Annotated in this window: 20 protein-coding genes; 7 read left to right on the top strand and 13 right to left on the bottom strand. The window is 32.3% G+C overall.

Annotation, left to right across the window (positions count from 1 at the left end):
• Nucleotides 1-37 precede the first annotated feature (37 nt).
• The 8 genes from RG22_RS01395 to RG22_RS01360 all read right to left on the bottom strand — a co-directional run bounded on the left by RG22_RS01395 (nucleotide 38) and on the right by RG22_RS01360 (nucleotide 7,741).
• Nucleotides 38-2,245, bottom strand: coding sequence for a TonB-dependent receptor (locus RG22_RS01395; protein WP_034040199.1), 2,208 nt, complete (start codon nucleotides 2,243-2,245; stop codon nucleotides 38-40).
• Between the two features lie 61 nt (nucleotides 2,246-2,306).
• On the bottom strand, nucleotides 2,307-2,639 hold the full coding sequence (locus RG22_RS01390; protein WP_052143584.1) for a hypothetical protein: 333 nt from the start codon (nucleotides 2,637-2,639) through the stop codon (nucleotides 2,307-2,309).
• Complete coding sequence (locus tag RG22_RS01385; RefSeq protein ID WP_034040198.1) at nucleotides 2,639-3,133, bottom strand: DUF6787 family protein; 495 nt, start codon at nucleotides 3,131-3,133, stop codon at nucleotides 2,639-2,641. Before RG22_RS01385 ends, RG22_RS01390 begins: the two co-directional genes overlap by 1 nt.
• A 36-nt stretch (nucleotides 3,134-3,169) precedes the next feature.
• Nucleotides 3,170-3,607, bottom strand: coding sequence for a DUF6146 family protein (locus RG22_RS01380; RefSeq protein WP_034040197.1), 438 nt, complete (start codon nucleotides 3,605-3,607; stop codon nucleotides 3,170-3,172).
• Nucleotides 3,608-3,726: 119 nt separating this feature from the next.
• Complete coding sequence (locus RG22_RS01375; RefSeq protein ID WP_034040196.1) at nucleotides 3,727-4,365, bottom strand: DUF937 domain-containing protein; 639 nt, start codon at nucleotides 4,363-4,365, stop codon at nucleotides 3,727-3,729.
• A 121-nt stretch (nucleotides 4,366-4,486) separates the two neighbouring features.
• Nucleotides 4,487-5,437 (bottom strand): D-2-hydroxyacid dehydrogenase, encoded by a 951-nt coding sequence (locus RG22_RS01370; protein WP_034040195.1) that lies wholly within the window; start codon nucleotides 5,435-5,437, stop codon nucleotides 4,487-4,489.
• Nucleotides 5,438-5,543: 106 nt separating this feature from the next.
• Nucleotides 5,544-6,608 carry a 3-phosphoserine/phosphohydroxythreonine transaminase gene (gene serC, locus RG22_RS01365; protein ID WP_034040193.1) on the bottom strand — a complete coding sequence of 355 codons (1,065 nt, stop codon included), beginning with the start codon at nucleotides 6,606-6,608 and terminating at the stop codon, nucleotides 5,544-5,546.
• Between the two features lie 74 nt (nucleotides 6,609-6,682).
• The gene (locus RG22_RS01360; protein WP_034040192.1) at nucleotides 6,683-7,741 is read right to left on the bottom strand and encodes an acyl-CoA reductase; all 1,059 of its coding nucleotides are present in this window, start codon (nucleotides 7,739-7,741) and stop codon (nucleotides 6,683-6,685) included.
• A 77-nt stretch (nucleotides 7,742-7,818) separates the two neighbouring features.
• On the opposite strand from RG22_RS01360, the gene RG22_RS01355 reads away from it, so the two are divergent.
• Together RG22_RS01355 and tnpA are read left to right on the top strand one after the other, a co-directional pair.
• Nucleotides 7,819-8,172, top strand: coding sequence for a 4Fe-4S dicluster domain-containing protein (locus tag RG22_RS01355; RefSeq protein WP_034045582.1), 354 nt, complete (start codon nucleotides 7,819-7,821; stop codon nucleotides 8,170-8,172).
• Nucleotides 8,173-8,420: 248 nt separating this feature from the next.
• The gene (gene tnpA, locus RG22_RS01350; RefSeq protein ID WP_204244169.1) at nucleotides 8,421-8,771 is read left to right on the top strand and encodes an IS200/IS605 family transposase; all 351 of its coding nucleotides are present in this window, start codon (nucleotides 8,421-8,423) and stop codon (nucleotides 8,769-8,771) included.
• 196 nt (nucleotides 8,772-8,967) lie between these two features.
• Here tnpA and RG22_RS01345 read toward each other — a convergent pair whose 3' ends face one another.
• On the bottom strand, nucleotides 8,968-11,658 hold the full coding sequence (locus tag RG22_RS01345; protein ID WP_034040190.1) for a TonB-dependent receptor: 2,691 nt from the start codon (nucleotides 11,656-11,658) through the stop codon (nucleotides 8,968-8,970).
• Nucleotides 11,659-11,769: 111 nt separating this feature from the next.
• Here RG22_RS01345 and ychF point away from each other — a divergent pair, with 111 nt between their 5' ends.
• The 5 genes from ychF (at nucleotide 11,770) to RG22_RS01320 (ending at nucleotide 19,049) form a co-directional block, all read left to right on the top strand.
• Nucleotides 11,770-12,864 carry a redox-regulated ATPase YchF gene (gene ychF / locus RG22_RS01340; protein ID WP_034040188.1) on the top strand — a complete coding sequence of 365 codons (1,095 nt, stop codon included), beginning with the start codon at nucleotides 11,770-11,772 and terminating at the stop codon, nucleotides 12,862-12,864.
• 83 nt (nucleotides 12,865-12,947) lie between these two features.
• Nucleotides 12,948-13,400 carry an SRPBCC family protein gene (locus RG22_RS01335; RefSeq protein WP_034040186.1) on the top strand — a complete coding sequence of 151 codons (453 nt, stop codon included), beginning with the start codon at nucleotides 12,948-12,950 and terminating at the stop codon, nucleotides 13,398-13,400.
• Nucleotides 13,401-13,482: 82 nt separating this feature from the next.
• On the top strand, nucleotides 13,483-14,385 hold the full coding sequence (locus RG22_RS01330) for a DMT family transporter (RefSeq protein ID WP_034040184.1): 903 nt from the start codon (nucleotides 13,483-13,485) through the stop codon (nucleotides 14,383-14,385).
• 119 nt (nucleotides 14,386-14,504) lie between these two features.
• Nucleotides 14,505-16,367, top strand: a complete 1,863-nt coding sequence (locus tag RG22_RS01325) for a DNA topoisomerase IV subunit B (RefSeq protein ID WP_034040182.1) — start codon at nucleotides 14,505-14,507, stop codon at nucleotides 16,365-16,367.
• Between the two features lie 6 nt (nucleotides 16,368-16,373).
• Nucleotides 16,374-19,049 (top strand): DNA gyrase/topoisomerase IV subunit A, encoded by a 2,676-nt coding sequence (locus RG22_RS01320; protein ID WP_034040180.1) that lies wholly within the window; start codon nucleotides 16,374-16,376, stop codon nucleotides 19,047-19,049.
• Nucleotides 19,050-19,264: 215 nt separating this feature from the next.
• Here the strand turns inward: RG22_RS01320 and miaA are convergent, their stop codons facing one another.
• The 4 genes from miaA to RG22_RS01300 form a co-directional block, all read right to left on the bottom strand.
• Nucleotides 19,265-20,212 carry a tRNA (adenosine(37)-N6)-dimethylallyltransferase MiaA gene (miaA, locus tag RG22_RS01315; RefSeq protein ID WP_244462099.1) on the bottom strand — a complete coding sequence of 316 codons (948 nt, stop codon included), beginning with the start codon at nucleotides 20,210-20,212 and terminating at the stop codon, nucleotides 19,265-19,267.
• A complete protein-coding gene (locus RG22_RS01310) occupies nucleotides 20,163-21,038 on the bottom strand; it encodes an ion transporter (RefSeq protein WP_034040176.1) in 876 nt (291 codons plus the stop codon). Before RG22_RS01310 ends, miaA begins: the two co-directional genes overlap by 50 nt.
• Nucleotides 21,039-21,069: 31 nt before the next feature.
• Nucleotides 21,070-22,440: an exonuclease domain-containing protein gene (locus RG22_RS01305; protein WP_034040175.1), complete on the bottom strand. Its 1,371-nt coding sequence runs from the start codon at nucleotides 22,438-22,440 to the stop codon at nucleotides 21,070-21,072.
• A 67-nt stretch (nucleotides 22,441-22,507) separates the two neighbouring features.
• A complete protein-coding gene (locus RG22_RS01300) occupies nucleotides 22,508-23,188 on the bottom strand; it encodes a YggS family pyridoxal phosphate-dependent enzyme (protein ID WP_034040172.1) in 681 nt (226 codons plus the stop codon).
• Between the last annotated feature and the right edge of the window lie 43 nt (nucleotides 23,189-23,231).

Genomic DNA, 23,231 nt, shown 5'->3' with positions numbered 1-23,231 from the left:
AAAAAAATGCCTTTCAAATTTGAAAGGCATTTTTTAGTTATAAACTATAAGTAAATCCTAAATTAATAGTCCTACCGATGTTGAAAATGCCATCAGGTTTTAAGCGTGACAAATGATTCATATACGTTTTATTGGTTAAATTGTTTCCAGATAACGTTACATTTAATTCATTTTTAAAAACTGAAAAGCTACCACCAAAACCAGCACTTAAAAGATTGTATCCGTTTGTATTTGTTTCAAAATCACCTACATTGTTTTGTTTAAATGTAGATTTTAATTTAACAAAAGTATAGCCCTTTTTAATCCAGTTATCTTCAAATTCAATTCTTATAATATTGCTTATAGAATTTGCTGGAATAAGCGGTAAATACGTGTCATTTTTCAGCTTTCCAGTAACGGTTTCAAAACTCGCCTCAAAATGTAACCAATCTAAAGGGTGTGGATGTAGATGTAATCCAAATTCTCCACCATAAAGCTTAGCGTTATTTTGTAAATATAGATAAACTGGTGTATCGTCAATTTGATTTCCATTAGGAGAAAGGAAAATATAATTGTTTATACTGTTGTAAAAACCATTAACAAAAATTTCCAAATGCTCATTTTTAAACTCTAAAGCAATATCTGTTTGAAAATTTTGCTCACTTTTTAAATTGATGTTTCCTATTTCGTATCGGTTTGTGCCTTCGTGAGTGCCGTCAGATGTGAGTTCAGATAAATTTGGTGCTCTAAAACCCGTTGCAAAGTTTAGTCTTGCAGTTAAGTTATTAAGAACAGTCTTTTTAATACCAAAAGCACCATTAAAACTGTTGAAGTCTTTTTTTACGCCTGAAGCAACATTTATGTTTCGGTTATCAAAACGTGCACCTAGCTGAATGTCTAGCTTTTCAAAATGAATATGAGACGTTGCTAACAGTCCAAAATCGTTAGTTGTTGCATCTGGAATTAATTGTTCTTCGCCATAATTTGAATTAGTTTGATTCATCCCTTGAACACCAACAATAGTTTCAAATTTGCCCAATTTTGGTAAATGGTATTTTACATCGTAATTAAATGTTTTTAGTTTCATGCGAAGAGCCGCTTCTAATATTTCGTCATCTTCATGTTCCTCTTCTTCGCTTTCATGATGATGTTCTTCAAATTCTTTTCTATCATTATAAATAAATCCTAAATTGATGTCTAATTTCGATTCATTTAAAAATAGCGTTGATTTTGAGCTAAACACATGGTTTGTAATGTTTTGAAAAGGAAGTAAAGGTGTTCTACTAGTTGATTGCTCTCCAATTTCTTCAGGAATTCCTAATTTAGAATTATTAAGATTATATCTAAACTCAGATTTGAACTTATGGTTTTGATAGCCTAAACCTGCTTTAAAATCTTGTTCTCTATAACGTGTATTGGTAACTCGATACGCTTTTGTTTTATAATCAGAATGTTCAGTAAGGCTTCCTCTAAATAAAAATTTAAAATTATTAGCCGAAGATTTATAACCAGCATTGGTATTAAAGCCATTGGTACTGCTGTAATAATTAGCACCAAAATCACCCGAAGCTGTATTGTTATTTGCAAATTTTTCAGGATTTAGGTAAAGTACTCCACCTAAGGCATCACTACCATAAAGTAGCGATGCAGGACCTTTTATAATCTCAACACTTTCAATACCAGCGTCGTTAACGCCTAAACCATGTTCGCTACCAAATTGCTGATTTTCTAAACGAATACCTTGTGTGTATACCAATACGCGGTTAGAACTCAGTCCTCTAATAACAGGTTTTCCTATGCCTAAACCAGTTGTAACGCTTTCGACACCTGCAATATTGGTAATGCCGTCAGCTAAAGATGTGGCTCCATTTGCTTTTAAATCTGTTATATTTTTGTGTTCAACCTTCATAACATTATCACGCTGTAATTTATGAAATGGTGTTGAAATAATAATACTTTCCATTTCTATTGCAGATGGTGTTAATTCTACTGAAATGGGATTGTTTGATGGAATAGTAAGACTTAACGATTGTGTTTCGTACCCAATAATTGAGAATAGAATAGTGTATCTACCTGTTGGTAAATTATCTAATGTAAAAATGCCATTTTCATTAGTAATTGTTCCTTTTTCTAAATGAGGAATATAAACATTTGCATAAGCTAATCTAAAATTTGTGTTAGCTTCGGTTACAGTGCCTTCTATTTTGTTTTGTGAATATAAATTTGATATTGCTAGCAATAGCAACATATTAAGAAATAACTTCATATTTGTATTTTTAATTTAATAATTATTTAAGCTGAAAAAAATCAGCAGACTTTTTGTATTATTAAATTAAAGATGGCGGGCCACGAAGAGAAGTTTGTAAACGTTGATATTTACTTAAAAAATAGTATTGTGATGCAATTTGCTGAGGCTCATTTTTTTCTAAAAATAAATGAACATTAAAAAAGGCATAAGTGAAATTTTTATTGAGTTTAAACTTATAAAAATCACAATCAATATCTACTTTGTGTATATGTGTTGTTGAGTAATCGTTACAAACTTCGTGCGTGTGGTGTGTAAATATATGCGCAAATTTTACAGCCGATGGCACTAAAAATACAAGAGCAATAAATATTGTAATTACTCTAAAAACGATATGTTCTTTAACGAGTTGCACTAATCTAAAAAGCGTTTAAAACCAATTCTACGAAGCATCTTTTTTTCAAACCCCCAAAAAAACTTGTATTGCCCAAAAAACCATCCTATTAAAACAAGCAGTATTTGGTAAAAAATAAACCCTATAATAATATACAATATCCAATATGCAAAACCTGGAAGGTTATCTTTGTTTATACCCATTAATTTTATTAGCGGTCTACTAACAAATAACGATGAAGAACCTGTAGTGGCAAACACCAAAAAGATGCTAATCATTTCCCACTTATAAGTTACATTCCATTTTTTTTCTAATTTATTAAAAATAAAAAGGGTTAATTTTAAAAGTAAAAAAAAGATAACGCCACTTAATAACAAAGTTAAAATGATATTATCATCTTTTAGAAATACATTTGATAATTTAAAAGATGAATAACCTAAAGCTACTAATCCTAAAAAAGGAAGAATAAGTTGCCAATTCTGATGTATATCCCAATGTTCTTTAAACTTTTTCACAATAAAAATTTGAATGCAAAAATAGTTAAAAGAGTTTTAAATTCTAGGTGTAAAGCCAGCTAATTGTTGTTTGTAAGTTAATTGAAAATAAATAAAATAATTATATAACTTATAATTCACATCGTATCCATAATCTATTCCACGTTGGTAGTCAATTTGCATTTCGTAAAGGTCTGGATTATAGCGATTAGGCTGTAATACTCTTTGATTCCATTCCACTACATACTGATAATTTCTGTTTTCTAAAAATTGTTGAGAATAATAACCTTCTGGTCTTGCTCTGCTAGCTAGCCAAAAATTAAAGCCAGGTTCAATAATGATAATTTCGTACTCCAATTCATCATTGGCAATTGTTACAGTATCGTTTGCTGTTATTTTGTTAGCTTCTTCTTTACTTTTTGTAGGGATTCTTTTTGAAGTGTTGCAACTAATAAGAAAACCTAATACTAGGATTAGATAAATATACGTTCTCATAACTTTTTTAATTTAAAGGTACAAAAATCATTCCTTAATCATTTGATTTTTATATGATTTTAACAAAAAATGCCAAACTGTATCGTTTAGCATTTTGCATTTATAAAAAGTATTACATTTTACTTACTTCCAAAAAGGCCACCTAATAATCCACCAAGTCCGCCTTTCTTTTTATCACCACCTAACACCATTCCTGCAACATCATCAATTACACTACCATCGCCATCAGCATCAAGAATAGATTCTAAAAAGCTTTGCTCTTGCTGTGGAGAGTTTCCTTTTAATAATCCACCTAATAAACCTTCAATACCACTTGGACTATTTACTTGTTGTTGTTTACTTTGTTTACCTAATACACCCATTAAAATAGGAGCAGCAACTTTAAGTATTTGAGCAATTGAGCCAGCATCCATTCCAGATTTTTGACTTAAAGCGTTTTCAACATGTCTTTGTTTTCCACCTAAAACATGTCCAAGAATTTTTTCTCCGTCATTTACAACATTATTATCAACGCCACCGCTAAATAGCCCTCCTAAATTATCTAAGATACTACCATCGTGTTTGCTGCTTAAAGCACCAAGTAATCCTTCTGCTCCTTGTGGTGTTGCTGCGTTTCGTCTCATGGCTTGCATTAATACTGGCAAAGCCATAGTTAAAACATCTTGTGTTTTATTTTGCGGTTGATTGGTTTGATTAGAAACACCACTTATAATAGTTTTTCCTAGATCACTGTTTAATAAGTCTAAAATTCCTGACATGATTTATATTTTGTTTTTTAAAAATTAATAAATTGGAAGTTCAAGGTACAAAAAAAGTCCCAACATATAGTTAGGACTCAATTGTACCGTTTCGGTCACATTTTATTTTAAAAGAATTCTTTTATCCCATAATACTTATTATTTGGGATGCTAATTCTGTGCCAATTCTATCTTGCGCTTCGTTAGTTGCTGCTCCAGTATGCGGTGTTAGTGATAATGCAGGATTCATTAATAATTGAATTTCTGGTTTAGGCTCTTTTTCAAAAACATCTAAAGCTGCTCTAGCTACTTTCCCATTTTCAATAGCTTTTACAAGTGCTACTTCGTTTACTACACCACCACGAGCTGCATTAGCTATAATTACACCATCTTTCATCATGTTAAATTCAGCTTCATCAATAACGTAATCTTTTTGTGCTGGAACATGTAAAGTAATAAAATCTGATTGTTTTAAAACGTCTTCTTTAGAAATAGTTTCAATTTCAAAACTTAAAGTTTGTCCGTCAAAAAAATCTAACTCTAAATTTACTTTATCTAAAAACGGGTCGAAAGCAACTACTTTCATACCAGCTCCAAGAGCGACTTTAGCAGTAGCTTGACCAATACGACCAAACCCTAAAACACCTAACGTTTTTCCTTTTAATTCGGTGCCTTTAGCATACGCTTTCTTTAAACCTTTAAAGTTACTATCACCTTCTAATGGCATATCCCTGTTTGAGTTATGTAAGTAACGTGCTAATCCGTAAAGGTGACCAAATACTAATTCTGCAACAGAATGAGATGAGGCTGCAGGAGTGTTAATTACTTTTAACCCTTTTTCTCTAGCGTATTCTACATCAATATTATCCATACCAACACCACCACGTCCAATAATTTTTAGACTTGGGCAGGCATCGATTAAATCTTTACGTACGGTAGTTGCACTACGTACCAATAAAACACTTATTTCTTTTTCGTTGATGTAATTCTCTAATTGCTCTTGTGCTACAGTGGTAGTAATTACTTGGTAACCACCTTTTTCTAAGGCATCAATACCGCTTTGAGAAATGCCATCGTTTGCTAATACTTTCATTGAATTTCTATTTTTGTCATTCCCACGAATGTGGGAATCTTAATAATTATATTTTAGTTAGCTTCATGAGACTCCCTTCTTCGTGGGAATGACAAATGCTAATCTATTACGCTTTACTTTCTAATTCGCTCATTATTTCTACTAATGCTTTAACACTGTCTAGGGGTAATGCATTATACATAGATGCTCTGTAGCCGCCAACACTTCTGTGACCATTTAAACCATTAATACCACCTTCTTTTAACATGGTTTCAAAGGTTTCTTTCAGGTTTTCATTTTCTAAAGTGAATGTTGCATTCATATTTGAACGGTCTTCTTTGGTTGCAAAACCTTTAAATAATGGATTCAAATCAATCTCAGAATACATTAAGCGTGCTTTCTTTTCGTTTTCTTTTTCAATAGCAGAAATGCCACCAAGATTTTTTAGCCATTCTAAAGTTAGCATTGATGTGTAAACAGCAAAAACAGGAGGAGTGTTAAACATACTACCTTTGCTTATATGCGTTTTGTAATCCATCATTGATGGAATTTTACGCGATACTTTACCAAGAATATCTTCTTTAATAACTACAAGAGTTGTTCCTGCTGGACCCATATTTTTTTGTGCTCCGGCGTATATTAAATCGAATTGAGTAAAATCTAACGAACGTGAAAATATATCACTACTCATATCGCAAACCATAGGGATATCACACTTTGGAAATGATTTCATTTGCGTTCCGAAGATGGTGTTGTTTGATGTGCAATGGAAATAGTCGTAATCTGAAGGAATATCGTAGCCTTTAGGGATATAGTTATAGTTGGCATCTTTTGAGGAGCCAACTTCATAAATATCATCATAAATTTTGGCTTCTTTTATGGCTTTATCTGCCCAAGTTCCAGAGTTTAAATAACCTGCTCTTTTTTCTAAAAGATTTAAAGCAACCATTAAAAACTGTGTGCTTGCTCCACCTTGTAAAAATAATGCTTTGTAACCTTTACCTTCTAAACCAAGTAATTCTAAAGCTAAAGCTCTGGCTTTTTCCATCACGTCAACAAAAGCTTTGCTTCTGTGTGAAATTTCGATTAATGATAAGCCGCTGTTATCAAAATCTATGACTGCCTCAGATGCTTTTAGTAAGACTTCTTGAGGTAAAATACATGGTCCTGCGCTAAAGTTGTGTTTTTTCATTTTATAGTGAAATTTATGATACAAAGGTCTTAATTAATATGAGATTTTGTGTTATATAATCAATAATTTTTAGCTTATATTTCTAATAAAAATGCAATAGTATCTACATCATCTGCATAATCCCAAAGCTGAGGTTTTTGTGTTTTACCAAAAGCAATTTCATTGTTTATAAATCCGCTTGAAACAACACATTGAATTTTATTAGAATCAGTTTTTATTTTTTCTTTTAATTGTTCTGTATCATCATAATATTCATAAAATAAAGTTGCTATTGGTGATGCGTAGCTTTCATCTTCTTTAATCATAAAAAAACCGTTTTCTAGCATGTCAAATTCGCTCATTAAATATACGGCTTTATTATAGTCGTAATTATTGGCGTATTTAGCTTTGTCAATTATTGTGTGCCAATGATATATGGCTTGAAAGAAGGTGTCGAATTTATAATTTTTTGGCACAAAAATTTTAGATACATTTCTGCAACCTAAGCCATAATATCTAAAAATATCTTCAGATAGGTTTTTTAAATTTTCAGTAGATTCTTTTCCATTTAAAACTGCAATTGAATTCCTACTATTTCTAATAATTGAAGGTTTGCCTTTAAAATAATATTCGAAATAGCGTGCTGTATTGTTGCTTCCTGTAGCTATTACGGCATCAAAATCTGTTAATTTTTCTTCGGTAAATTCAATTTTACCTTTAAAATCATTTTCAACATATTCTAAATACTTAGCTAAGTAGGGTAGCAGGTGTTTATCGTTTGATGATTGTTTAACCAATATATTATGACCAGAGATTAAAACCGATAAGAAATCATGAAAGCCAACTAACGGAATATTTCCTGCCATAATAATGGCGATTTTTTTAGGGCTAATAGCATCTAAATTATAAGGTTGTAACCACTTCGTTAAGTTTTCAAGAGTTAGGGAGTTTGACCAACCATTTAATGCAAATGCTATATTCTCTTCTGTAAACCAACCATTATGTTCTTTGGCTAACCTTAATTGATGTTTAAAACCATCAAAGAATGTATCGTTATGTTTCACATTATCCTTTTTTTGGATAGCTTCATTAGAAAATTGACTTATAAAATCTCCTAATTTTACAAAAGCGTTAATTCTTTGTTGTAAATTCATTACTATATTTGGTTATGAATGGTTTTGGCTTTATTTTTGCGTCTGCAAATTTAAGCAAACTCAAGAGAAAAAACGCTATGGCAATTATAATAACAGACGAATGTATAAATTGTGGTGCTTGTGAACCAGAATGCCCAAATACAGCAATATATGAAGGCGCGGACGATTGGCGCTATAAAGATGGAACAAGTTTAAATGGAACCGTGGTTTTAACTAATGGTAATGAAGTTGATGCGGACGAAGCGCAAGAGCCGGTAAGTGATGAGATTTATTACATTGTACCAGATAAATGTACGGAGTGTAAAGGATTTCATGATGAGCCACAATGTGCTGCGGTTTGTCCTGTAGATTGTTGTGTGCCAGATGAAGATGTAGTTGAAACCGAAGAAGAGTTGTTAGCGAAACAACGCTTTATGCATCCTGAGGGGTAGTCGATAATCGATTTTAATTATAAATTTAATGAATCCTAAGTGAAAACTTGGGGTTTTTTGTTTTTAGTATTAAAATAGTAGAAAAAAGATTAATTTTAAGCTGAATAGATTAGTTTTAGTTTGATATATTGTTAATTTTTATTATTTTAATCTAAAGAATTCCTCGAGGCTCTGCCTCGGGGTTTAGCTGAAAAGTTTGAAAAACGGAGAGTTTTTCAAAACACTTTAAAAAAGTGTACTTTCGAGAAATGAGTGAACATATTTTAAAAAGGCATAATAAAAGCTTGTTACTTTATCATTTAGTTTTTCCATTGAAATATAGAAAATCAGTCATAACAGAAGAAATAGGCGAGGGGTTAAAAAGTATTTGTTTGGAAATTTCAGAACGTTATGAGGTACATTTTATAGAGATAGGTTATGAATCTAATCACGTACATTTTTTAGTTCAAAGTGTTCCAAATTATTCGGTTTCAAAAATGATTAGAATGTTAAAAAGTATTACTGCAAAACAATTGTTTCAGAGATTTCCAGAGATTAAGGAAAAACTATGGGGAGGTAAGTTTTGGACTAGTAGTTTTTATGTAAATACAGTTGGATAATACTCAAACGAAGAAGTGATTAGGTAATATGTTAAAAATCAAGGAATGTAAAAAGAATATAAAAAGTGCATCCAAATCAACTAACATTGTTTTGATACCTCGATGGCTTTGCCTCGGGGTAGTTCATTTGACTAAATAAATTATAGTGTAAAAAAACCGAGCATTAGCTCGGTTTTTTTATAATACTTTAGTTTTTCTATAAACTAAAATTCAATCTTCCAAAGACATACGTTCCGTCTGAACCCATTTGTACAGAATCTGCTAATCCACCTTGGTCTGTCCATCCGTCAAACTGTGGTGTTGGGTATTTGTTAAATAAGTTATTTGCGCCTAAGCTAAATTTAACTTTTTCAGAAAGTTGATACCCTAAACTAAGATCAACTACTAGAGCCGATTTATATATATCAGTTGCTACAGGAAAAAGAGCATCTGCTTCTGCTTGTGTAGTAGCTGGAGAATCTACCCATTGAAAATCTTGGAGTGTTACCTCACTAAATTGGGTTAAAGAAACTGTGGTATCGAATTTTTTACATGAATACCCAAGATTTAACCCAAATTTATAATCTGGAGCAGCCGCTTTTAAATACGCTTGCGAAAATGGACCAAAGAATGTAAATTCATTTAAATTACCATTATTAATACGCTTAACTTCTAAATCATTAAAATTTCCAATTAAAGCTACTTTAATTTTTCCATTATCTCCAACGTTAGTGTCGTAGCCTAAAACAATATCCAAACCACTAGTTCTAGTATCAACGCCATTTGCAAAAAATTGAGCGGCATCTACATTTAAAGGACCTAAAATAGCTTGATCTGTAAAATTGTCTGTTAAAATAATTCTGTCATCTACTGTTATAGAGTAAGCATCAATAGTAGCTGTAAAACCACCTGTGTTATAGGTAAACCCAATACTTGCATTAAATGCCTTTTCTTCATTTAATTGTCCAATGCCAAAAGCCTTAGTGACTGTACTATTATTTGCAGATAACAATGAAGGAACTGATGCACCTGCAACAATATTATTAAATATTAAGTTATAATATAATTGAGCTAATGATGGCGCCCTAAAACCAGTAGATATTGATCCTCGCAAAGAAAAGTCATCACTTATTTTTAGTCTAGTGGCAAGTTTTCCGTTAAAGGTGCTTCCAAAATCACTATAATCTTCATATCTAACAGCAGCAGCAAGCATAAAATTTTCACTAATATTAAGCTCTGTATCAAAATAAATGCCATAATTTGTTCTACTTCTATCTACCTCGTTTTCTGGACTATATCCAGGGAAACCTTGAGAGCCTCCAGGTAAATCATCTCCGTTAGAATCAAAAGCTACGGTTTGATTTGCAGGATTGGTAATAATTACTCCATTTGTATCATAAAGTCCATAAGAAGGCACTTCACCTGCAAAAATACCAAAGTTTTCTGTTCTATATTCGAAACCGAAAGCTAAGCTTAAACCAGAAGCAACGTCTTCTAAATATTTATTAAAATCTAACCCAGTTGTGTTTTGAGAAAGGTAATGACCACCGGCATCAAAATCAGTTGGAGATGCATCTTGCATGGATGCATTATTACTATCTTTTATAAAATAATGGAAATTGTTTTTGCCATAAGTATTATTGAAATCCACATTCCAACCATTATCCATTTTGTGTCTTACACCTACAGAGACTGAAACGTCAGTTATATTAGAAGTGATTCTTGGAGTAAACCCATTTGGATATAAACTAGGTACAGATCTGTTATCACCATCAGAAAAACCATCACGAGAAAAAGCATAAGCATTTGTATCTCTATAGTTTCTACCACCAAAAGCATAAACTTCTGTATTATCATTAACAGGTAAAGAAGAGTTAATCATAAAGTTAAAACCATCAATACCAGCACTACCATAACCTTTTCTCCAAGCAAAGCCTGGTCTAAGTGTATTTTGTCTTGATAAAAACTCAGTTGTAAAATTCATAAAACCGCCTTTATCATTCAAAGCCACACCATAATTAGCATCAATTTTTACTGTAGCTCCATCCCAACTTTTATCCTCTCCATCTAAACGATTTTTTCCTTCTACATTATTAAGTGTTTCACCTGTAGCGTCTTCCCAACCGTCTCCAATTGCAGTGCTATAAGCACCGTAAGTTATACCTCCAGTAAAACCATCTGTATTATCTTTTAAAACAATATTGATTACACCAGCAATAGCATCAGATCCATATTGTGCAGATGCACCATCTCTTAAAACTTCAATACGTTTAATAGCATTTGCAGGAATAGCGTTTAAATCTGTTCCTGAATTTCCACGCCCTCTAGTTCCAAAAACATTAACTAAAGACGATTGATGTCTACGTTTTCCGTTGATTAAAACTAATGTTTGATCTGGTCCTAAACCACGTAACGAAGCTGGTACAATGTGGTCGGCACCATCAGATCCAGATTGCTTACTAGCGTTAAATGAGGGGGCAGCATATTGTAAGATTTCGTTAACTTCAACCTTACCTGTTGTTGATGCAATATCTGCAACATTAATAACATCAACAGGAACTGCTGTGTCTGTAGCTGTTCTTCTTGGGCTACGTGACCCAACCAATATGACTTCATCCAAGCTAACACCTTCTTCTAAGACTACAGTAATTGTAGCTTGGTTGTTAATCGCAATTTCCTTTGAATTATAGCCTACATAACTAAAAGTTAAAGTTGAATTTCCATCAACAGAAATAGTAAAATTTCCATTAAAGTCTGAAACAACACCATTAGTTGTTCCTTTTTCTAGAACATTTACACCAGCAAGTGGAATTCCTGAAACATCAGTGATAGTACCAGATACATCTTGTTGTGCAAATGAAAAAGTTATACTGCATAATAATAACATTAAAGTGTAATAGTTTTTCATACTTAATATATATTAGAGTTAGTTAAGGTAAATATATGATAAAAAAGACTAGTATTTATTAAAAGCAATAAGGAAATAATTACATTTGCACTCGCAAAAATTATTGTAATTATGAAAGCAGGAATTGTAGGATTGCCAAACGTAGGAAAATCGACCTTATTTAATTGTTTATCAAATGCCAAAGCGCAAAGTGCTAACTTTCCGTTTTGTACTATCGAACCTAATATTGGTGTGGTTAATGTGCCAGATCCACGTTTAGAAAAGTTGGAAGAATTGGTAAAACCAGAACGTGTCCAACCTGCTACTGTCGAGATTGTAGATATTGCTGGTTTAGTTAAAGGCGCTAGTAAAGGCGAAGGTTTAGGAAATCAGTTTTTAGCAAATATTCGTGAAACCGATGCGATTCTTCACGTATTGCGTTGTTTTGATAATGATAATATTGTGCATGTTGATGGTAATGTAAATCCAATTCGCGATAAGGAAACCATTGATATGGAATTGCAACTTAAAGATTTAGAAACAGTAGACAAAAAATTAGATAAAGTAAAACGTGCAGCAAAAACAGGGAATAAAGAGGCTCAAAAGGAAGAGACTATTTTATTAAAACTTAAAGCAGGTTTGGAGGCTGGAGTTTCAGTTCGAGCTTTAGAGTTTTCTGACGATGATTATAATGATTTTGTAAAACCATCACAACTTATTACAGATAAACCAGTAATGTATGTTTGTAATGTAGATGAAGGGTCAGCAGTTTCTGGTAACGCTTATGTTGAGCAAGTAAAAGAAGCTGTTAAAGATGAAAACGCTGAGGTTTTAGTACTTGCTGTAGGTACTGAAGCAGATATTAACGAATTGGATGATTATGAAGAACGTCAAATGTTTCTGCAAGATATTGGATTAGATGAAGCGGGTGCTGCAAAGTTAATTCGTTCAGCATATAAACTACTTAGTCAACAAACCTATTTTACTGCTGGTGTAAAAGAAGTACGGGCATGGACTGTAGACATAGGAGCTAGCGCACCACAAGCAGCAGGTGTTATTCATACCGATTTTGAAAAAGGTTTTATTAGAGCAGAAGTTATTGCTTACGATGATTATGTTAAATTTGGTAGCGAAGCCAAAGTAAAAGAAGCAGGTAAAATGCGTGTTGAAGGCAAGAATTATGTTGTTAAAGATGGTGATGTAATGCATTTCTTATTTAATGTTTAAGATTTTCTTGACTATCTCAATTTTTTTTTATTGTAAGAATTTTTATATTTTCAATCCTAATTTTTTTTGAAAATTTAAAACTAATGCCATTAATAGAAATTGAAACCGAAATTAAAGCAGACATTAAAACATGTTTCGATTTAGCTCGTAATATTGATTTTCACCAAGAATCTTTAAAGTATTCCAACGAAAAAGCCATTGCTGGAAAAACCTCAGGATTAATTGGGTTAGGAGAATGGGTAAGTTGGGAAGCAAAACATTTAGGTTTTGTACAGCATCTAACTTCAAAAATAACAGAGTTTGATGCGCCCAATTTTTTTGTAGATGAAATGGTTTTTGGAGCATTTAAATCTTTTCGCCACGAACATATCTTCTGCGAAAGCAAAAACGAAACCATAATGATTGATAAATTTAATTTTGAAGCACCTTACGGAATACTTGGGCAATTTATTAATTGGTTGTTTTTAAAAAGATATATGAGAAAACTTTTAAAAACAAGAAGTCAATTTTTGAAACAGACTGCTGAATCTATTTGATATTCTATTTTTATCATTTTGAACGTCGTAAAACAAGCCCTTACAAGAAAGCTTATAATTTAAACTCATCTATATTCGTTCTATGCAAAAACCAAGAACGTTTATATATGGTATTTTATTAGGCCTCTTAGGGATTGTTCTTTTTTCCTCTAAAGCTGTCATGGTAAAATTAGCTTATAAATATGATGTAGATGCATTGAGTATTTTGTTGTTAAGAATGCTATTTTCTTTTCCGTTCTATGTTGTAATCGCATTTATATATAGAAATAAAGATATAGGTGTTACATTACTAAAAAAGGATTATACTTGGGTAGTTTTCTTTGGTTTTGTTGGTTACTATTTGGCAAGTTATTTTGATTTTGTAGGGTTAACATATATCAAAGCAAGTTTAGAGCGTATTATTCTGTTTTTATACCCTACTATAGTTATCATATTAAATAAACTTTTCCTTAAAAAGAGAATAACTAAAATTCAAGCTGGAGCTATAGCTTTAACATATTTAGGAATTATAATTACGTTTTGGAACGAGGTAGCCATATCTGGTAGTAACACCCTTTTGGGCGGCTTCTTTATTTTGCTTAGCGCCATTGCATATGCTTCATATTTAGTTGGTAGTGGTTGGTTAATTCCTAAGTTTGGAATCATGAAATTTACATCTTATGCCATGATAGTATCTTGTTTTTGTGTGTTTGTACATTATGGTATTTCTGCGCAAGAATCTATATTTGGTTATCCATGGCAAGTTTACCTCTTGGGACTTTTAATAGCGGTTTTTTCCACTGTAATTCCGTCTTATTTAGTATCGGCCTCAATAAAAATGATTAATTCTTCAAATTTTGCAATTATTACTGGTGTTGGTCCAATTTCTACTATCATATTAGCTGCTATTTTCTTAAATGAAACTCTAACATTATTGCAGTTTTTTGGCGCTTTAATGGTAATTATAGGCATCTTTTTAGTGTCTTTAAAAAAGAGAAATAATTAATAGTGCAATGTTCTCAACAAAATCAATTTTATATTGTTAATTACTTTGTGTAATCGCTGTTTTATTTTTTAAAGCGTTGTGTTATATTAGCATCCTATCATTAAATTTTGCTCAATTTTATGGCTGTACAATCCAATTATACTGAAGATAATATACGCTCTCTAGACTGGAAAGAACATATCCGCATGCGTCCAGGAATGTATATTGGTAAATTGGGTGACGGATCTTCACCAGATGATGGTATTTATATCCTTTTAAAAGAAGTGCTTGACAACTCTATTGATGAGTATGTTATGGGTGCTGGTAAAACCATCGAAATATCAATTCAAGGTACAAAAGTTACAGTGCGCGATTATGGTCGTGGTATTCCTTTAGGTAAAGTGGTTGATGTGGTATCTAAAATGAATACGGGTGGAAAGTACGACTCTAAAGCCTTTAAAAAATCGGTGGGTTTAAATGGAGTTGGTACTAAGGCTGTTAATGCATTATCATCTTATTTTCGAGTAGAATCTACGCGCGATAATAAAAGTGCTTCTGCGGAATTTGAACAAGGTAATTTAATAAACCAAGATTTATTAGACGATACCTCTCGCAGAAAAGGTACTAAAGTATCATTCGTTCCAGATGATATTATCTTCAAAAATTATAAATATAGAAACGAGTATATCGTTAAAATGCTTAAAAATTATGTGTATTTGAACCCAGGTTTAACTATAGTTTTTAATGGCGAAAAATATTTTAGCGAAAACGGATTAAAAGATTTATTAAGTGAAAACATTAATGAATCTGATAGATTATACCCGATTATTCATTTACGAGGAGACGATATTGAAATTGCTTTAACACACAGTAAAACACAGTATAGTGAAGAATACCATTCGTTTGTAAACGGACAAAACACAACCCAAGGCGGTACACATTTAACAGCTTTTAGAGAGGCATTAGTAAAAACTATTCGTGAGTTTTATGGTAAAAATTATGATGCATCTGATATTAGAAAATCTGTTGTTACAGCCATTGCTATAAAAGTTATGGAGCCTGTTTTTGAAAGCCAGACAAAAACTAAATTAGGGTCAACCGATATGGGAGGCGATTTACCAACGGTACGTACTTATATTAACGATTTTTTAAAAACGCAATTAGATAATTATCTACATAAAAATCAAGAATCTGCAGAGAAAATTCAGCGTAAAATTTTACAAGCAGAACGCGAGCGTAAAGAATTATCTGGTATTAGAAAACTAGCAAAAGATCGAGCTAAAAAAGCAAGTCTTCATAATAAAAAATTGCGTGATTGTCGAGTTCATTTTGGCGATACTAAAAACGAGCGTAATTTAGAATCTACCCTTTTTATAACCGAGGGAGATTCGGCTTCGGGTAGTATTACAAAATCACGCGATGTGAATACGCAAGCGGTTTTCAGTTTAAAAGGAAAACCATTAAACTGTTACGGATTAAGTAAAAAAATAGTTTACGAAAACGAAGAGTTTAACCTACTTCAAGCCGCGTTAAATATTGAAGAATCTTTAGAAGATTTACGCTATAATAATGTGGTTATCGCTACCGATGCCGATGTTGACGGCATGCATATTCGCTTATTACTTATTACATTTTTTCTTCAGTTTTTTCCTGAAGTTATAAAAGAAGGACACTTATATATTTTGCAAACGCCTTTATTTAGAGTGCGTAATAAAAAGCAAACCATCTATTGTTATTCTGATGAAGAACGACGCGAAGCCATTGACAAGCTAAAACCAAAACCAGAGATAACTCGATTTAAAGGTTTGGGTGAAATTTCGCCAGATGAGTTTAAGCATTTCATTGGCGAAGATATTCGTTTAGACCCCATTATGCTTGACGATAATATGTCGATTGAGGATTTGTTGTCTTTCTACATGGGTAAAAACACACCAGACAGACAGGAGTTTATTATTGATAATTTGAAGGTGGAGTTGGATTTAATTGAAGAAGAGAAAGCCTAGTATAGCATGATAGAAGAAGAAAACGACGATTTAAATAGCATAGATAGCAATCCAAACGAAGAATCTCAAGAAACCATTACCAGAATTACTGGTATGTACAAAGATTGGTTTTTAGATTACGCCTCGTATGTAATTTTAGAACGTGCTGTACCTGCTATTGAAGATGGTTTCAAGCCAGTGCAGCGCCGTATTATGCATTCTATGAAAGATTTGGATGATGGGCGTTACAACAAAGTCGCAAACATAGTTGGTCATACCATGCAATACCATCCACACGGTGATGCAAGTATTGCCGATGCGATGGTGCAAATTGGTCAAAAAGACTTGTTAATCGATACCCAAGGAAACTGGGGGAATATTTTAACAGGCGATAGGGCAGCAGCATCACGTTATATTGAAGCAAGAATTTCTAAGTTTGGTTTAGATGTTGTTTTCAATCCTAAAATTACCGAGTGGCAAGCGAGTTACGATGGCAGACGAAAAGAGCCCGTAAATCTTCCGGTTATGTTTCCTTTGCTTTTGGCGCAAGGTGGAGAAGGTATTGCAGTAGGCTTATCAACTAAAATATTACCCCACAATTTTATCGAACTTATTGATGCTTCAATAAAACATTTACAGGGGAAACGATTTACTATTTTACCAGATTTTCCAACTGCTGGAATTGCAGATTTCTCTAATTATAATGATGGTTTGCGAGGTGGAAAGGTACGTGTTCGTGCAAAAATAGCACAAGTCGATAAAAACACATTGGCGATTACCGAAATACCTTTTGGAACCACCACATCGTCATTAATAGATTCCATTTTAAAAACCAACGATAAAGGTAAAATCAAGGTTAAAAAGATTGAAGATAACACCGCAGCCGAGGTTGAGATATTGATACATCTTCCGTCAGGATTATCGCCAGATAAGACCATTGATGCCTTGTATGCGTTTACAAGTTGCGAATCGTCTATTTCGCCATTAGGTTGTGTTATTGAAGATAATAAACCTTTGTTTGTAGGGGTTACAGAAATGTTGCGTCGCAGTACAGATAATACGGTACAGCTTTTAAAACAAGAATTAGAAATAAAGCTGAATGAGTTTGAGGAGCAATGGCATTTTGCATCGCTAGAACGCATTTTTATTGAAAATAGAATTTACCGCGATATTGAAGAAGAAGAAACTTGGGAAGGTGTTATTTCTGCAATTGATAAAGGGCTAAAACCACATATAAAACATTTAAAACGCGCCATTACAGAAGATGATATTGTACGATTAACCGAAATACGAATCAAGCGCATTTCTAAATTCGATATTGATAAAGCGCAGCAAAAAATTGATGCTTTAGAAGATAGTATAGCAGAAATCAAGCATCATTTAGCACATCTTATTGAGTATGCGATTACCTATTTTACAAGATTAAAGAAGGATTATGGAGAAGGGCGTGAGCGCAAAACTGAAATCAGAACTTTTGATGATGTTGATGCTACCAAAGTTGTAATTCGTAATACCAAACTATATGTAAATAGGGAAGAAGGTTTTATAGGAACATCATTACGAAAAAACGAATATGTTTGCGATTGTAGTGATATTGACGATATTATTGTGTTTACCAAAGAAGGTAAAATGATGGTTACCAAAGTCGACACAAAAACCTTTATTGGTAAAGATATTATTCATGTGGCGGTGTTTAAGAAGAAAGACAAACGCACCATTTATAACATGATTTATCGTGATGGAAAAAGCGGACCATCATATATTAAACGTTTTGCAGTAACAAGTATTACACGCGATAAAGATTACGATTTAGCTAACGGGAATAAAGGATCGGTAGTACTTTATTTTTCAGCAAACCCTAATGGTGAAGCTGAAGTTATAACGGTTAATTTACGACAAGCAGGAAGCATTAAAAAGCTGAAATGGGATATTGATTTTGCCGATATTCTTATAAAAGGGCGAGTTTCAAAAGGAAATTTAGTGACTAAATATTCTGTTAAACGTGTTGAATTAAAAGAAAAAGGCGTGTCTACTTTAAAGCCTCGTAAAATATGGTTTGACGATGCGGTTCAGCGTTTAAATGTAGATGGAAGAGGCGAATTAGTGGGCGAATTTAGAGGCGAAGATAAGTTGTTAATTATCAACCAATCTGGAATGATTAAAACCGTAATGCCAGAAGTAACCATGCATTTTGATGACGATATGATTGTTATGGAAAAATGGATTCCTAAAAAGCCAATATCTGCTATTTATTTTAATGGTGAAAAAGAGTTGTATTACGTAAAGCGTTTTTTAATTGAAAATGAAGGCAAAGAAGAATCGTTTATTTCTGAGCACCCCAACTCGCAATTAGAAATTGTCTCTACCGATTGGAAGCCTATGGCTGAAATTGTGTTTGCTAAAGAACGCGGCAAAGAAAGAAAAGACAATTTAGAAATTAATCTTGAAGAATTTATAAATATTAAAGGCGTAAATGCTTTAGGAAATCAGCTTACTAAAGATAAAGTAAATCAAATCAATTTATTAGAGCCAATTCCTTTTGAAGCACCTAAGGAAAAGCCTGCAGATGAGATTGAAGTAATTGATGAAACAGAGATTTCTACTAATGATTCAAACAATAAAAAGAATAATAATAAATCTAATTCAGACGATCAGATTGACAATTCTGATATAGACGAAGAAGGACAAATTACTTTGTTTTAAAATAAAATTAAGTTAATTTTATTCGAATGAATTCCTCGAGGCTTTGCCTCGGTATTTCTGTTGAGATTCTCATTCCCGCAAAGGCGGGAATCTAAATACAGAATTTCAATTTTTAATCCAAAGGTCAAAATGAAACGAGCTAAATACCTCTATGGATCTCCCTCGAGGATAGTTCGTTTCAAAAAAGTCTTTATTACAGAATTAGTTTAAGGTTATTAAGCAATTTCTTTTTCTAAAGAAGTAATAATGCCATTTACATCAGTCGTATAATCAAACCACAATGTAGTTTTATTTTTTTTAAACCACGTGAGTTGTCGTTTTGCAAATCGGCGCGTATTCTTTTTAATTTCTAAAATTGCAAAATCTAAAGTCCATTCTCCATTAAAATAATTGAATAATTCTTTATAACCAACAGTATTTAACGCATTTAATGATTGTTCGGAGACTAAATTTTTAACTTCATTTAGTAAACCTGCTTCCATCATTAAATCTACACGTTGGTTTATGCGGTTATAAATTATTTTCCTATCTGCTGTAAGTCCAACTGTAATCGTTTTAAAATTTCTCTTTTCTTTTCCCTTATTTAAAAAGGAAGAATAAGGCTTGCCCGAGCCAATACAAATTTCCAAAGCACGAATAACACGATGTGGATTATCAATAGCAATAGCATTAAAAGATTGAATATCTAACTGTTTTAATTGTGCTTGTAAAACCGAAATTCCGTGTTCTCTTAATTGTTTATTTAAGTCCTCACGAATGTTTTTATCTACTTCTGGAAATTCATCTAAGCCTTTTGTAACGGCATCAACATACAATCCTGAACCGCCAACCATGATAACCACATTTTTAGCTATAAAAAGCGTTTCTAATATATGAAGTGCATCTTTTTCAAAAGCACCAACATTATAGTTGTCCTTAATAGTTTTATGATGAATAAAATGATGTTTAGCTGCTGCTAGCTCTTCTTTTGAAGGTGCAGCTGTACCAATTTGCATTTCTTTATAAAACTGTCTGGAATCTGCCGAAATAATTTCGGTATTAAAATGTTGTGCTAATTTTATACTTAGAGCTGTTTTTCCAATGGCTGTTGGACCTATAATTGAAATTAAAAATTTAGTCATGGTGTAATTTGCAACCGCATTTATGGCAGTATTGTGCTCCATCTTGATGTTTTATTGCTAAACAATTTGCACAGCATTGTGAGTTAAGTTGAACTGGAGTTACTTTATTTTCAGGTTTGTTTATTGGCTCTTTCTCTTTTATAGGTTTATTTTGATTGGTATATTCTGCCGATACAATGCCAGTTGGTACAGCAATAATACCGTAACCCAAAATCATAACCAAAGAGGCTATAAATTGACCTAGTGGTGTTTGTGGAGCAATATCTCCGAAGCCAACCGTTGTAAGTGTTACAATGCACCAATATACACTTTTAGGAATATTTGAAAACCCATTTTCTTCACCTTCTACTAAATACATTATGGTGCCTAAAATTATAGCAACAATTATTACAGCAAACAAGAATACCGATATTTTTGCTTTACTTGCTTTTAAAGCATTTATCAGGTTGTTAGATGCTCCTAAATAACGCGCTAATTTTAATATTCTGAAAACACGTAATAATCGTAAAGCACGTAAAGCGGCAAGCGCGTGTACACCGCCAAAAATTAATGATATATATTTAGGAATAGTAGAAAGTAAATCTACAATACCGTAAAAACTAAAAACATAATTTAGTGGTTTTCTTACTGTAATAATTCTTGCTATATACTCAATAGTAAATAATATGGTAATTATCCATTCTGAAATATTAAGAAAATTATGGAAGTTTTTATCAATGCTATTCACACTTTCAAGCATAACAAGTAAAATACTTGCAAGAATAGTTATTAATAGAACTACATCAAATAACTTACCTTCAGGTGTGTCGGCTTCATAAATAATTTCATGAAGTTTAAGCCGCCATTTGTTTCTTGTGTATTTGCTCATAAACTCAAAAGTAGTAAAAGATTTGGTTTTTCTATTTATTATCCAATAGAACTAATTTTAAGCGTTTATTTTTTCTGAGGTAACTTTGAATAATATGTTGCGTATCTCTATTGTTTTCCATGGGAGTAATAATAGATTCTAAAATCTCAATATTGTTTATTTGATAATTTAAATTGAAATATCCTAAACCTTTAAAAACACCATTTTCTATAAGGACTGCACTGCGTTCATCAACATCTCGACCTTTATCAATAATTACCATGTTTTTGTTTTTGTAGCTATTTTTATGGATTAAAGCTTCCACACGTTCGTTATAAATTTCTGGTAATTCTTTTTCTATACAAGCACCATTACAGGTTTTAATATCGTAGTTAAAACAACTGGTTTTAGTTTTGTATAATCCTGTTAATTTCTGACAAAGATTATATTCTTCAACAGCTTTAGTGATAAAACTTTTTCCACTTTGCCTATTGCTAAAGGTAGTTATAGGCTTTTTTCTGCCATCTACAATATCAATCTTTAGATTGATGTAATTGTTTTCATCTTTAAAATTATATAATGCGTGTGTAAAAACATTACGTCTTAACGCTCGATTATAAATGGGTTTATTGCGTTTAATTTCTTCGCTTTCTTTTAATAATGCCACCAACTCGCTACCTGTAGCGTCGTATGTTACAGTGGCTACGTGTTGTTGTATTTTTTTTGATTTTTGATTGGTATTTGTAAAATGCTGATTAATACGCTTTTTAATATTATTACTTTTCCCTATGTATATAATTTCTCCATCTGCTTTATGAATGTAGTAAACACCAGTTATTGACGGCATTTGCTCAATAATATCTATGTGTCGCGGCTCTAATTGATGTTTCGGATTTAATCGAATAGATTGCTGAATGATATTTTTAGTCGTGTCTTTATCCAAAAGCATTTTAAATAGCTTTACAGTAGCTAATGCATCACCAGAGGCGCGATGTCTATCAGTTACTGGAATACCAAGAGAGCGGACTAACTTACCTAAACTATATGATGTTTGTCCAGGAATTAAATCTTTTGCTAACTCGATCGTACAAAGTGTTCTTCTATCAAAATCGAAACCTAATCGTTTAAATTCTGTTTTTAAAATTCTATTGTCAAATTTTGCATTATGTGCCACAACAATGCAGTCTTCAGTAATTTCTACAATACGTTTTGCTACCTCATAAAATTTAGGTGCATTGCGTAGCATGCTACTATTTATACCTGTAAGGTTAACTACAAATGGTTGTATTTCTCGCTCTGGATTTACAAGACTTATAAATTGATCGACGACTTCGTGACCATTATATTTATAGATTGCAATTTCAGTAATACCTTCTTCATTATACTTGCCTCCAGTGGTTTCTATGTCTAATATTGCGTACAAAAAGTGTTTATCTGTTTATTTGTTTGTCGTTTAGTCGAAGACTGTTAACTGAAACCGCGACTGTTTACTAATTATTATAATTTCGTTCGCCAAATATACTACTTCCAACACGAATCATGTTGCTTCCACAATCAATTGCTAACTCATAATCACCACTCATTCCCATACTTGTAATTCTGAATTCTGTATTTTGACTGCGCTCAGTGTGACAAATTTTAAGTTTATCAAAATAGGTTTTTAATACTGTGAATTCTTTTTCAACTTGATTCATATCATCAGTAAATGTTGCCATTCCCATAACGCCTGTAACTTTTATATGTTGTAATTCTGAAAATGCTTTAGATTGAATAATTTCTGAAGCTTCATCAAATGACATTCCAAATTTAGAATCTTCTGACGCTATTTTTATTTGAAGTAAACAATCAATAGTCCTGTTATGCTTTTTTGCTTGTTTGTTAATTTCCTTTAATAATTTAAAATTATCAACACCATGAATTAAACTGACAAATTCAGCCATATATTTTACTTTATTTCGCTGAACATGACCAATCATATGCCATTCAATATCTTTAGGCATTTCTTCATGTTTTTCAGCCATTTCTTGGATTTTATTTTCTCCAAAAATACGTTGTCCAGCATTGTACGCTTCCATTAAATCGCTAACAGGTTTGGTTTTAGAAACTGCTACTAACGTAACGTGTTCTGGTAATATTGATTTTATATGGTTCAGATTTTCTTTTATATTCATTGTTGTTTGTTAAGTCGTTTGTTGTTTAGTAGTGCCTTGAAAC

The organism is Wocania ichthyoenteri Th78 (assembly GCF_000789235.1).
GTDB lineage: Bacteria > Bacteroidota > Bacteroidia > Flavobacteriales > Flavobacteriaceae > Wocania_A > Wocania_A ichthyoenteri.
Note: the sequence above shows the minus strand (reverse complement) of the source record. Positions and strands in the feature narration are given on the sequence as shown.